Genomic DNA, 12340 nt, shown 5'->3' with positions numbered 1-12340 from the left:
GTTATTCTGTGAAACAACCAGTGCTCGTATACGCCAATGACCGCGGGGAAGTCATGAACCACGATGTTTACCTGCCAACAGGTCGGACCGGCAGCTTTCTGACCGACATCGAGCCGTCGGAGTGGATTCCGCTTCCGAAAGGCGCAACACTGGCATGGTTGCCTGGAACCCACGTGATTGGCGTGGATCCGGAGACTGGACAAATGAAAAAGCTCAGCGACCGCGCTTTCGCGGTCGGCGCGTTGTTGCCACAGGGATTCACTCGACTGTACCTCCCAGGGTACGTGAAGCGCGGGAAAGACGCCGAGACATTGCCTTTGTTCGGATATACTGCTGTCGGTTGGCTGGATGGGCAGTTTGTGGTTGCTGCAGATGCGACCGATAATCCGGATCTGTGGGATCCTTCGGCCATCGGCGAGGGTGAAGTGGAGCTGGCCGTCGAGCGCATGTTGTCAGCACACCCTGACAACCGACTTTACGAGCACCTGTCACACTGCGCACTGACGTATGGTTGCCTTACCGCAAAGAATACGTTTCTGGGGCGACTGGAAGGCGCTTTGCCAATCTCCTCCACCTGTAACGCGGCGTGTGTAGGGTGCATTTCGGAACAGCCGGACGACGCTCCGTTTCCATCTCCACAGGTGCGGCTAAAGTTTCGGCCGACCGTCGACGAACTGGTGGACGTCATGCTGACGCACATCCGCAGCAACCCCGAGGGCATTGTCAGTTTCGGGCAAGGATGTGAAGGTGAGCCCGCCACGCGTTGGCCGGACATTGTGCAGGCCATTCGGAGGGTACGCGAGCAAACGGCAGACGGATACATCAACATCAATACCAACGGGGGATTGACCCGGCCGCTTCAAACCATTGTGGACGCTGGCCTGGATCTCATGCGCGTGAGCACCATCAGCGCCTTGGACGACCACTACAACGCCTACTATCAGCCGCGTGGGTACGGCGTGAAGAATGTTGCAGCCACCCTGCGCTACGCTGCGGACAAAGGGGTGTACACCTCCATCAATTACCTCGTGTTTCCAGGTGTCACGGACCGTGAAGAAGAGGTAGAGGCGATGGTGGATTTCCTGAGAGACAACGGGGTACGACTGGTGCAGATGCGCAACCTCAATATTGACCCAGAGTACTACTTGTCGAAGATCCCGCCGCAGCGCGGTGAACTGTTGGGCATGAAAACTGTCATTGAGATCTTTCGGGCAGAGTGTCCGGGCTTGGAAGTGGGTTCTTACACGCACGTACCGCCGATAAAGAGGCGAGTGTAACACAGGCGGAACCCTGCCGGCGTCCCGCCTGTGTACTCCGCGTTCGAAACTTTACTGGGCCACGATGGTGTGAATGGCGTCTTCGTGGAAGCCCGGCAACTCCAGCGGACTTGCGAACGCGGAAGCCGTTCCAACAAACAGACTGATACACACCGTCAGCACGCTCAGCGCCTTCTTCATGCGAACCCCTCCTTACATCGTCATTCAGGTTTTGGCAAACACTTGATGTGAGGTACATCCTGATCCTACGGACGACCATGGGATTCGACAATCAAATATGGAAAAATATTGTTCATTCGTGTATCACGATTTGCAAAATGAAATATAATTTACCATTCGTTTATTGGCGTCTGCTCGTTCCCGATGGGTGACAACGTCGGAGTTGCGTGATATAATGAGCAACAGTGTCTTATGTGTGTTGAATACAAAAGCGAGGTGAAACGACATGAAGACCGGCATTCATCCGGAGTACCATGTGACGACAGTCACCTGCGCTTGCGGCGAGACGTTTGAAACCGGCTCTGTCAAAGAGAATCTTCGCGTTGAAATTTGTTCTAAGTGCCATCCGTTTTTCACCGGCAAGCAAAAGCTGGTTGACGTGGGTGGCCGCGTTGACAGGTTCAACAAGAAGTACGGCATCAAGTCTCCTCAAGCGTAATGTAGGATGTCAGCGTGTATCTGCGCTATCAAAACGGGTCAGTGTCCGTTTCTGGACATTGGCCCTTTTTGACAATACAGCGATTGGCAACATGGCAATCCTCAGCAACTGTCGTCCACGAGGCACATCGCGCACTGTACACCCCGTTTGCCTTGACACAGGACTTGTCATAAAGTCCAGGTGCAGGGCCGTGTATAATAGATCTTGAGATCTCGCGGAAGATGGAACGAGAACCCCGGAAACGGGATGGCATAGAGGTGCAGGTCATGTTTGATAAACTGGAAGCCATGGAACAGCGGTATACGCTGCTCAGTGAGTGGCTGTGTAATCCGGATATCATCAGCGATACAAACAAACTCCGAGAGTACTCCAAGGAGCAGTCGGATCTGTCGGAGACAGTGGAAACGTACCGCGCCTACAAAAAGGCGAAGCGGGAATTGGCCGACGCCAAGGAAATGCTGCACGAAAAGCTCGATGACGAGATGCGTGATTTGGTGAAGATGGAAATCGAGGACAAGGAGAAGGAACTCGAGCGGCTGCAACACGAGTTGCAGGTGCTGCTGTTGCCCAAAGATCCGAACGACGACAAGAACGTCTTTCTCGAAATCCGTGCCGCTGCAGGCGGCGAAGAAGCCGCCTTGTTTGCGGCCGATTTGCTGCGCATGTACTCGCGTTATGCCGAGCGCAACGGTTGGAAGACGGAAATTATTGACGCCAACTACACTGATATCAACGGTTTCCGCCAAGTGACCATGTCCATTCAGGGCAAAGGCGCCTACAGCAAGTTGAAGTTTGAAAGCGGTACGCACCGCGTGCAGCGCGTGCCGGTGACGGAGTCTGGTGGCCGCATCCACACTTCTACCGCCACCGTGGCCGTGCTGCCGGAAGTCGAAGACATTCAGGTGGAAATCCACGAGAAGGACATCCGCATTGATACGTTCTGCTCCACAGGTCCTGGGGGACAAAGCGTCAACACCACGCAGTCTGCGGTGCGGATTACGCACTTGCCGACAGGGATTGTCGTTTCATGTCAGGATGAAAAGTCACAGATCAAAAACCGCGAAAAGGCCATGCGTGTGCTGCGGGCTCGGCTGTATGAAAAGTACGAGATGGAACGGCAGCAGGAGCTCGCGGCGAACCGAAAGAGCCAGGTCGGCACCGGTGACCGAAGTGAGCGCATTCGCACCTACAACTTCCCGCAGAGCCGCGTGACGGATCACCGCATCGGGCTGACGTTGCATCGGCTGGAGTCCGTGTTGGACGGTGATTTGGAAGAGATTATTCAGGCGTTGATTATGGCGGATCAAGCGGAATTGTTGGCGGCGGCAGAAGCGTAAACGGTTCTATGGGCACACGCAGCGTGGGCCATGTCTACCATTCGCGTTGCAGGAGGCATATCAGTGACAGCTCAGACCATCAGGGAGGCCATCGCGTGGGGGGCCTCCCTTTTACATCAGGGACTATCCAAGCAATCCCAGACGTTTGTCGGCGCACCGGCAGAAGAACAGGCGCGCCTGGTGCAACATGAAGCGATGATTTTGCTCGAGCATGCCACGGGCTGGTCTCGCACGCGCATTCTCATTTCCTTGGACCATTCGCTTCCAGACACGGCACAGGCCTCGTTCCGAGCGCTCGTACAGCGCCGCGCAGGGGGTGAACCGCTGCAGTACGTGACGGGAGAAGCCTGGTTCTACGGACGACCGTTTGCCGTGCGGCCCGGGTGCTTGATTCCTCGCCCGGAGACGGAAATGCTCGTGGAATGTACTGTCGGCTGGATTCGGAAGCATGCGCCTGCCGCGCGCGTGGTCGATCTCGGAACGGGCAGCGGTTGTATCGCCGTGACCCTGGCTTTAGAGTGTCCCGGTACGTCCGTCTGGGCGCTTGATATATCGGCGGATGCGCTGGAAATTGCCCGGAGGAATGCAACGCAGCACGGCGCGGGCGTCACGTTTGTCCAAGGAGACGGAATCGACTGGCTGGGACGGTCTGCAGCGGATGGCGGCACGCAGCTGAACGTCTTGGTGAGCAATCCGCCGTACATCCCCAGCCACGACGTAAACGAGCTAGATTCTGAAGTTCGCGCCTGGGAACCGCGGCTGGCCCTGGATGGCGGAGACGATGGGCTCGACATCTACCGAGCACTGAGCCGCCTCGGGGCAAGTATGTTTGCGCCTGGGCAGGCCGCGCTCTTCCTCGAAGTGGGGGCGGGGCAGGCTCAAGAGGTGTTGGAACTCTTTGCATACGTCCACCAGGACCAATGGTCGGGATGGACGTTTCACGCGGCGAAGGACCTGCGTGGTGTGGATCGGATTGTGTGGGGCGAGCGGGTGCGGTGAGGTTACGAATCTCTGAGGTTTAAACCTACCATTTCGGGGACACACTGTTGCTAGACGTGATAGAGCCGATATGAAGGGCTCGGTACCTCGGAGGGATGGTCATGGAGGCAATCAAGCGGATGTTGGTCTTTCTTGGCGTGATGGCTTGCATCGTTGGTGTTGGGAGAACCGTTCTGGCGCAGACTGCACATGCTGCAAGCCCCGACACAACGACGTACGACATCGCGGAGCCCCATGACGCGCCGATACCGAAAGATGCACTTCGGCTGCGGATTATCGCCAACAGCGACAGTGCAGCAGATCAGGAAGTGAAGCGCGAAGTGCGCGACGCCATTGTGGTGAAAGTGGCCACCATCGTCAAAGGTGCGCGGAACGCGGAAGAGGCCGAGGCGAGGGTGGAGGCCGCGCTGCCGACGCTTCGCACCACCGCCTTGGACGTCATGCGCCAGCGAGGGTATGATTATTCCGTGAGTGCTGACATCGGCAAAGTTCCGTTTCCAACGAAGGTCTACGGCAACCAGGTGTACCCGGCGGGTACGTACGAAGCGCTTCGCATTACGCTCGGGTCTGGACGCGGGCAGAACTGGTGGTGTGTGCTGTTTCCACCGCTCTGCTTCGTAGACATCGCCGACGGCGACGCAGTGCCAAACACCGGTCAATTTCCGGACCTCCCGCCGCTGGAGACGATTCAAGTGCCTGGACCAGACGGACAACCACGCGATGTGCAAGTTCGCCTTGCCGTCGAAGACTACGGAGAAACTGCATTGAAAGCCATTCACCACTTGTGGAATCGCTAGATGTGCGTGTCCAAAATGGGGTTCAGTGGTCATGCATGGGAGAGCCTGACACATTCCAGTGCTCGACCGTTGGATCCCTTGAGAAGGAGATTTCAATGAACGTTTGGAACGTAGAGAACGAGGAAGATATCACAGCGCTGGAGCGACAATTGCGTGAACCGGCTGCCGTCCTGTCCCAGGGCGGTCTTGTCGCATTTCCTACCGAAACCGTGTACGGCCTTGGTGCCGATGCGACCAACGAAAGCGCGGTCCGTGGCATCTTTGCTGCAAAATCGCGCCCAGCGGATAATCCGCTCATTGTACATATTGCAGATGTGGAAATGCTGCCTTGCGTCATCGCCAACCCAGCGCAGCTCCCTGCGCCTGCGCGAAAGGCGATGAACGTATTCTGGCCCGGGCCACTGACACTGATTCTTCCAGCCAACGAACAGATTGCGCCCTCCGTCCGGCCTGGAACCGACACGGTGGGGGTGCGCATGCCCGACCACGCTGTGGCTCGGACGCTCATTCGGCTTGCAGGATGCCCAGTGGCCGCTCCCAGTGCAAACAAGTCCGGGAAACCCAGTCCAACAACGGCGGGGGACGTACTGGAGGATATGGAAGGCGTCATTGATGGCGTGGTCGACGGCGGCTCGTGCGACGTCGGGGTGGAATCCACGGTGGTCGCCATCGAGGAAGAGTACGCTGTCATTTATCGCCCAGGCGGCGTCACCAAGGAGCAGTTGGAGGAAGCCCTCGCCATTCCGGTTTCGCTCGATCCGCACCTTACCTCACCGACACAGGCACCCAAAGCGCCCGGGATGAAGTACCGGCACTATGCGCCAAACGCCTCCGTTCACGTGTGGTGGGGCGAAGACGGCGCTGTACGGCGAGCCTTAGCAACGTTTTGTGATGCGCACAACGGTGAATCTCTGGCTGCCATCGTGCCAAGTGGCTGGGCGGATTTCGTACCAGGGGCGGACCCTGCCTGGTCCGCTCCTCCAGAGATTCCGTACGCCGTGGCGCTCTCGCGTGAACTCTACCGACTGTTGCGCCATTTTGACCGGGCGGGCGCGAGGCACGTGCTGATTGTCGGTGTTCCGCCGCACGGCATGGGGGCCGCTGTCATGAACCGCTTGCAGAAAGCGTCAGAAGGCCGTTTGTATCATGTTTGACGATACCCCCCAGCGCTGCCCAGAAGGCGGCCGCTGGGACGAACACCTGGTGGTTGACAAGCACTGCGGGACTTTGCAGGTTCACCGGCTCTCCGTCGACCACCACTTCCAGCCCCTGCTCTTGTAACGTCAAAGGCTGCGCCGTTCCGTCCATCTTCACGTGCATCTCTGCTTTCGGGGCAGCAGAAGGACCTCCTACAGGTGCTGGATCCAACAGCCCAGTTTGCACCAGTCCACTGTGCTGTGGCGTGTTGATGTCCACTTCCCGAGTTTCCACGTGATACGTCACTTGTGCGTCCGCGTTTTTGGCGAGGTACGCGACCGGAGCATATACGACGCCGTTCCACTCAAATACGTTGGTCGAACGCTGCGTGACACTATCCACGACCATCCCTGTCTGAAGTGGGAGCTGCGTGGCGGTCACGCTCACGTCAGGGTAACGGCGGAGGAGGACAGACACATCGTCTTGCTTCACGTACCCTGTTTTGCCTGTCGCGGTAACGACCTGCAGCCAGTCACCGTTGCGGCCGACCACCAGAGCACCGTCACCAGGGCTCAGCCAGTCGATAACTAAAGATCCGGGGGATGTAGTTGCATTCACCGGCGTCCATTTGCTGGCTACAGCATGCAACAGCGGTTGATGCGACTGAGGATGGTTCACCACATCCACCACTGCGTTCGCGATGGCCTGTTGGCCTGCGATGGTCGGGTGAATGTCCAGGTCGGATAACCGCACCATAGTATCCTGGTGATGGTTCACGACGCGGTAGACGTCGACCACGGGCAAGCGGTTCAAAGCGGCAGTCTGGTCAATCACCTGGTTGGCCGCAGCCACCACTTGTTCGCCAATGTCGTGGAGGGCGCTGCCGTCCGGGAACGGATCGTACAGGTTGAGCAGGATGATTTGCGCAGTGGTCCACTTCCGAATTTGACGGATGACCTCGGGCAAGGTTTGCATGTATTGTTGCAGCGCCTGTTGATAAAGGCTGTCCGACAGGACGTCGCTTTTTGCAGGCAGTTGTTCCTGTGTGGATGCCAGCAACGCGTACGTGGTGTGCAGGAAATTGTTGCTGCCAATATCGAGCGTGACCACGTTCGCCTTTTTCAGCGCACTTTCGTACGGTTTCGTCTGTAACGCGTTGAGAAGGTTGGCTGTTTCCCACCCTGGTACGCCGAGATCCGTGACCTTCCAGTGTTCCTCGCGACCGACAATGTATGGAAACGCGTACGGCGACGGCGTGGATGTTGTGGCGCCAGGCAGGTTGAAGCCAAACGTGATGGAATCGCCGAGCGCGACGAGTGTTTTGTCGCCTTGTGGCAGGGCGGGAATTGGATTTTGCGTAGGTGGTGCGGCTTGCGAAGCCGCAGGGTTGCCAGCCGCTGCGCCTGTCACTTGCTTTCCGACCGGGTTTTCGGCATTCGAGGCCATCGTCTTCGTCAAGGGCCTGCGCGGAAGGGCATCTACCGCGGCGATGTCCGGAGGAATGGATGGTTTCGGCATGCACCACCAACCGATGATGGCTACGGACACAGAAAGAATGGGGGCGAGAGCCACAGAGAGCACGCGCTTCCAACGAGTCTTCGCGCGTTGGGGCTGACGGCTGAGAGGGGGTTGACGTCGTTCTGTCATGGTGCCGATGCCTCCCATCGGTGTATCAGTGTACCACGCAGGCTGTACCCGTGTGAGAGAATGTGCACTACCCCTATTGTAAGGCGAACCGAGGTCCTCGGCTACCTGTCTTGGTTTTCAGATGGTGTGGGAGATCGGCATGTCCCCCTTTGTTCGTGCATAGAGTGAACTAGACTGGACAAAGGGGGAGCGCCGTGCTTAACCACTTTCACGACTTGATGGAAATCTTCATGATGGCCGTGGCACTGGGCATGGATGCTTTTTCGCTGGCCGTCGGCGTGGGGCTGCAAGGCCTGCCCAGGAACCGGGCTGCCCTCCTGTCGCTGTCCATCGGTACGTCTCACGTCGTCATGACGGTTGCCGGCATTTACGCAGGTCTCTTGATGCAAGGAATGATGGGGCAAATTGCGCAGTGGTTTGGCGCGTTTTTGCTGTTAGGATTGGGTCTGCACATGGCGTATACGACACTGTTTCAACGCGAAGAGCCGGTGGCGGTGGGTACCTCTGCCGCGGCGACGCTCCTCTTTTCGGTCGGGGTTTCGATTGACGCGTTGTCCGTCGGATTCAGCCTGGGGCTACGAAGCACGACGTACGGCATGGTCTCCGCAGCGGTGTTTGGATGTGTCGCGGCGTTGATGTGTGCATTTGGTCTCTTAATCGGCAACAAAGCCAACAGACTGGCTGGCATGTACGGAGAGTTGATTGGCGCCGCCATTCTGATGGGCTACGGCCTGTACTTCATGACGCAGTGATACATCATCATGTATTCCTCATTAAAATCCAATCATGGTCTCATCTAATTCATCGAATCCTCTCGGCTTTGCGATGCCGATTCTTGAATACCACGATATCACCTATATCAAAAACGATCCGTTTGCCATGAGCCCAACCCAGTTTGCGTCCGAGATGGACTTTCTCAAGGCGCGTGGTTTCCACGCCGTGACGCTGGACCAGGTGTACGCCGCGATGACGGGACACGCGAAATTACCAAGACGCCCAGTGGTCATCACGTTTGAGTCGCACACCGTGGACCATCCGCATTTGACGCAGTTAAATCCAGCGCAGTTGTGGCGTGAGGTGGCGCAGTCCAAAGAGACGCTGTCCAAGGATTTTGGTCGCCCTGTGCTGTTCTTCTGCTACCCGTACGGGGACTACAACAACCGCGTCATCCGTGCGGTCAAACAGGCCGGTTACCTCTTGGCGACGACCACCAACGAGGGATACGCCGATCCGATGGTAGACGGTCCGTATTGTCTCCGTCGCATTGCGATTCATCAGGGGTTGAGCTTGCGCCGCTTCGCGGCCCTGTTGCATACCTCGTTGCCATCGTCCGCGGTCTTGGGCCCATCCTTTGCAAGGGCTTCTGCCTGAGCGGTTGCATGCGTGTTTTGCAGAGGGATATACTGAAAAGAAAGCTGGAAGAAAAGGCACGGTACGACGCCTTTCGCGCGGTCTGATTGGAGATAGACCTGATGGCGAGAGGCGGACGAGCGGGACGCTTGACCCGTCGTTGAAGGGGGTAGGCGACGTGCACCTTCTTTTTATCTGTACAGGGAACACATGCCGCAGTCCAATGGCGGCTTTTTTTGCGAGACATGAAATCCATCAGCGGGGACTGGGGTGGTCGGTGGAATCTGCAGGGTTGTACGCAGTGCCGGGGCAACCCATGTCCATGCTTGCCGCAGATGCACTGACCCGCCGTCAAATTCCTCTGCAGAACCACGCGTCACAACCTGTGACAGAGGAGCTGGTGCAGTGGGCGGACGTCATTCTCGTGATGACGGCGTCCCACGCGCAGGACTTGGAACGTAGATTCCCTGCGGCAAAAGGTAAAACGGCGTTGCTCGGGCGCTTTCTCGCGGATGACCCATCAAATGAACAGGTGGAATGTGATATTGTAGATCCGTTCGGAGGATCCGACAGGGAGTACGAAGATTGTGCTCGAGACCTGCAGAATGCAGTTTCCAGGCTCATTGATTACCTGGAGACAAAGGGGGGTGTCCTATGAAAGTGGCTATCGCCAGTGATCACGCTGGATTTCGCCTGAAAGAACAGTTGAAGAAGACGCTGGACGAGTTGGCGCTGGACTACGAGGATTTGGGGACGTTCGACGAGACATCCGTCGATTACCCGGACTACGGTGTGAAAGTGGCCAAGGGCGTCGCTGACGGCACGTTTGACCGAGGGGTATTGGTCTGTGGAACAGGGCTTGGCATGGCCATCACCGCCAACAAAGTGAAGGGCGTTCGCGCCATCACTGCCCACGACGTGTTCTCGGCGCGCATGTCCCGCATGCACAATGACGCGAACGTGTTGACCATGGGCGAGCGCGTCATCGGGGAAGGCGTTGCGGCAGACGTCTTGAAGGTTTGGCTGACCACTGACTTTGAAGGCGGACGGCACGCCAGACGCCTGGACAAAGTTCACCACATTGAGCAGGAGAATCTGTGATGAGTGCGTGCGACGACGTTCGCCAGGAACTGGATGGCGCCGAAGTCGACGTGAACGTTCAGCAGATTCAGCATGAATTGAAAGAGTGTTTGGCCGATTTGCGCCAGGCCTCCGGTCTGGGCAGCGGTCAGTTACTGGTTGTCGGTGCGTCCAGCAGTGAAGTGGTCGGTCGGCGAATCGGAACCAGCACGTCTCTGGAAGTCGGCGAAGCCATCGTCCAGACCGTGCTTGAGTTTGCAGAGGAAGTCGGTTGCTCTGTGGCATTTCAGTGCTGTGAGCACCTCAACCGAGCGCTCGTCGTCGAGACCGAGGTCGCCGAGAAGTTGAACCTGAAGGTCGTGACAGCAGTTCCTGTTCCAGGTGCTGGCGGGGCCGTGGCCGCGCACGCGTACTTTGCGCTGCGTCAGGCCTGCTTAGTGGAGTCTGTTCAAGCCGATGCCGGATTGGACATCGGGGATACGCTCATTGGCATGCATTTAAAACGGGTGGCGGTACCCGTGCGCGGCCGGAGAAATCAGGTGGGAGAAGCTCACGTCACCATGGCCAGGACGCGTCCACCGTTGGTCGGCGGGGCGCGCGCGGTGTACGATGTGGAGGAAGCGCGCCGGCGAATCGGAAAGTCGTCGGAACATTGACACCATAGGCCGCAGGCGTGCACCTCAGAAAGGTGTACGTGCGACAGATTTGTGGGGAGGATTCAAAACATGTCTCGTTTGCAGTCGTGGGACCCAGAAGTCGCTGCAGCGATGCAACAGGAGTTGCAGCGGCAGCGCGACAAGATTGAGCTGATTGCTTCAGAAAACTTCGTCAGTGAAGCGGTGATGGACGCCATGGGGAGCGTGCTCACCAACAAGTACGCCGAGGGATACCCAGGGCGTCGTTATTACGGTGGCTGCGAGTACGTCGATGTGGTGGAAAACATTGCGCGCGACCGTGCAAAGCAGCTGTTTGGCGCGGAGCACGTAAATGTTCAGCCACACTCCGGAGCTCAAGCCAATATGTCTGTCTACTTTTCTGCATTGCAACCGGGCGACACGGTACTCGGTATGAACTTGTCCCACGGCGGTCATTTGACACACGGAAGTCCGGTGAACTTCTCGGGGCAGCTGTACAAGTTTGTGGCGTATGGCGTGGACCCGGAAACACATACCATCAACTATGACGAAGTGCGCACGGCGGCCAAGGAGCATCGCGTAAAAATGATTGTGGCCGGCGCCAGCGCGTACCCGCGGATCATCGATTTCGCGAAGATGCGCGAAATTGCTGACGAAGTCGGCGCCGTACTGATGGTGGATATGGCGCACATCGCCGGCTTGGTTGCCGCCGGGGTTCATCCGTCCCCTGTTCCGCACGCACAGTACGTGACCACCACCACGCACAAAACGTTGCGCGGACCGCGCGGCGGGCTTATTCTCACCACGAGCGAACACGCCAAAGCCATCGACAAAGCGGTGTTCCCAGGGGTGCAGGGCGGGCCGCTCATGCACGTCATTGCGGCAAAGGCCGTAGCGCTTGGGGAAGCGCTGAAACCGGAGTTCCGGACGTACGCCGAAAAGATTGTCGCCAACGCGAAGGCGCTCGCCAACGGGTTGCTGGAACGTGGCTTCCAGTTGGTTTCTGGCGGAACGGACAACCACCTCGTATTGATTGACGTACGAAACATGAACCTCACAGGCAAGGAAGCCGAACGCCGCCTCGACGAGATTGGCATCACGGTCAACAAGAACACGATTCCGTTTGATCCAGCCAGCCCCATGGTCACGAGCGGCATCCGTGTCGGCACGCCAGCCGTCACCACGCGTGGCATGGACGAGGCCGCGATGGATGAGATTGCAGAAATCTTCCATGTTGCACTCTCGGCGGACTTTACCGAAGACCGCAAGGCACACGCCCGGCGCCTTGTCCGCAACTTGACCGAGCGTTTCCCAATGTACCCAGGCGTTTCCTACGCGGAATAAGGAAACCTATCGTTCAGACCCCCTGATGGCTGCGACCGTCAGGGGGTCTTTCTTTCACTTGCACATATCGATAATTATC

At 57.7% G+C, this 12340-nt stretch carries 14 protein-coding genes; 12 read left to right on the top strand and 2 right to left on the bottom strand.

Features of this window, described 5'->3' with window-relative positions; all coding sequences use genetic code 11:
- Nucleotides 1-53 precede the first annotated feature (53 nt).
- Nucleotides 54-1277 carry a radical SAM family protein gene (locus tag YWK_RS0103065; protein ID WP_051375060.1) on the top strand — a complete coding sequence of 408 codons (1224 nt, stop codon included), beginning with the start codon at nucleotides 54-56 and terminating at the stop codon, nucleotides 1275-1277.
- Nucleotides 1278-1328: 51 nt separating this feature from the next.
- On the opposite strand, the gene YWK_RS22615 is transcribed toward YWK_RS0103065, so the two are convergent.
- Nucleotides 1329-1457, bottom strand: coding sequence for a hypothetical protein (locus YWK_RS22615; RefSeq protein ID WP_281172225.1), 129 nt, complete (start codon nucleotides 1455-1457; stop codon nucleotides 1329-1331).
- A 265-nt stretch (nucleotides 1458-1722) separates the two neighbouring features.
- Here YWK_RS22615 and rpmE point away from each other — a divergent pair, with 265 nt between their 5' ends.
- The 5 genes from rpmE (at nucleotide 1723) to YWK_RS0103035 (ending at nucleotide 6222) form a co-directional block, all read left to right on the top strand.
- Nucleotides 1723-1935: a 50S ribosomal protein L31 gene (gene rpmE, locus YWK_RS0103055; RefSeq protein WP_026963636.1), complete on the top strand. Its 213-nt coding sequence runs from the start codon at nucleotides 1723-1725 to the stop codon at nucleotides 1933-1935.
- A 266-nt stretch (nucleotides 1936-2201) separates the two neighbouring features.
- Complete coding sequence (prfA, locus tag YWK_RS0103050; RefSeq protein ID WP_026963635.1) at nucleotides 2202-3272, top strand: peptide chain release factor 1; 1071 nt, start codon at nucleotides 2202-2204, stop codon at nucleotides 3270-3272.
- 63 nt (nucleotides 3273-3335) lie between these two features.
- Nucleotides 3336-4271 carry a peptide chain release factor N(5)-glutamine methyltransferase gene (gene prmC / locus YWK_RS0103045; RefSeq protein ID WP_245578493.1) on the top strand — a complete coding sequence of 312 codons (936 nt, stop codon included), beginning with the start codon at nucleotides 3336-3338 and terminating at the stop codon, nucleotides 4269-4271.
- Nucleotides 4272-4372: 101 nt separating this feature from the next.
- Complete coding sequence (gene spoIIR / locus YWK_RS0103040) at nucleotides 4373-5068, top strand: stage II sporulation protein R (RefSeq protein WP_026963633.1); 696 nt, start codon at nucleotides 4373-4375, stop codon at nucleotides 5066-5068.
- A gap of 95 nt (nucleotides 5069-5163) precedes the next feature.
- Nucleotides 5164-6222: an L-threonylcarbamoyladenylate synthase gene (locus tag YWK_RS0103035; RefSeq protein ID WP_035465852.1), complete on the top strand. Its 1059-nt coding sequence runs from the start codon at nucleotides 5164-5166 to the stop codon at nucleotides 6220-6222.
- Here YWK_RS0103035 and YWK_RS20770 read toward each other — a convergent pair.
- On the bottom strand, nucleotides 6173-7852 hold the full coding sequence (locus tag YWK_RS20770) for a GDSL-type esterase/lipase family protein (RefSeq protein WP_051375015.1): 1680 nt from the start codon (nucleotides 7850-7852) through the stop codon (nucleotides 6173-6175). The genes YWK_RS0103035 and YWK_RS20770 overlap by 50 nt on opposite strands.
- A 194-nt stretch (nucleotides 7853-8046) precedes the next feature.
- Here YWK_RS20770 and YWK_RS0103025 point away from each other — a divergent pair, with 194 nt between their 5' ends.
- The 6 genes from YWK_RS0103025 (at nucleotide 8047) to YWK_RS0103000 (ending at nucleotide 12261) form a co-directional block, all read left to right on the top strand.
- Nucleotides 8047-8604: a manganese efflux pump MntP gene (locus YWK_RS0103025; protein WP_245578492.1), complete on the top strand. Its 558-nt coding sequence runs from the start codon at nucleotides 8047-8049 to the stop codon at nucleotides 8602-8604.
- A 73-nt stretch (nucleotides 8605-8677) separates the two neighbouring features.
- Entirely contained in the window at nucleotides 8678-9223 is a 546-nt protein-coding gene (locus YWK_RS20765) for a polysaccharide deacetylase family protein (RefSeq protein WP_026963630.1), read from the top strand.
- 157 nt (nucleotides 9224-9380) lie between these two features.
- Nucleotides 9381-9860: a low molecular weight protein arginine phosphatase gene (locus YWK_RS0103015; protein WP_026963629.1), complete on the top strand. Its 480-nt coding sequence runs from the start codon at nucleotides 9381-9383 to the stop codon at nucleotides 9858-9860.
- Entirely contained in the window at nucleotides 9857-10303 is a 447-nt protein-coding gene (gene rpiB, locus YWK_RS0103010) for a ribose 5-phosphate isomerase B (RefSeq protein WP_026963628.1), read from the top strand. Before YWK_RS0103015 ends, rpiB begins: the two co-directional genes overlap by 4 nt.
- Nucleotides 10303-10938, top strand: coding sequence for a TIGR01440 family protein (locus YWK_RS0103005; RefSeq protein WP_051375012.1), 636 nt, complete (start codon nucleotides 10303-10305; stop codon nucleotides 10936-10938). The genes rpiB and YWK_RS0103005 overlap by 1 nt, the downstream gene beginning before the upstream one ends.
- Nucleotides 10939-11007: 69 nt before the next feature.
- Nucleotides 11008-12261, top strand: a complete 1254-nt coding sequence (locus YWK_RS0103000) for a serine hydroxymethyltransferase (RefSeq protein ID WP_026963626.1) — start codon at nucleotides 11008-11010, stop codon at nucleotides 12259-12261.
- Nucleotides 12262-12340: the final 79 nt, after the last annotated feature.

Origin of the sequence: Alicyclobacillus pomorum DSM 14955, from assembly GCF_000472905.1 — a bacterium.
GTDB classification, from domain to species: domain Bacteria; phylum Bacillota; class Bacilli; order Alicyclobacillales; family Alicyclobacillaceae; genus Alicyclobacillus_A; species Alicyclobacillus_A pomorum.
The sequence above is the reverse complement of the archived record's forward strand: the minus strand, read 5'-3'. Positions and strand labels throughout refer to the sequence as shown.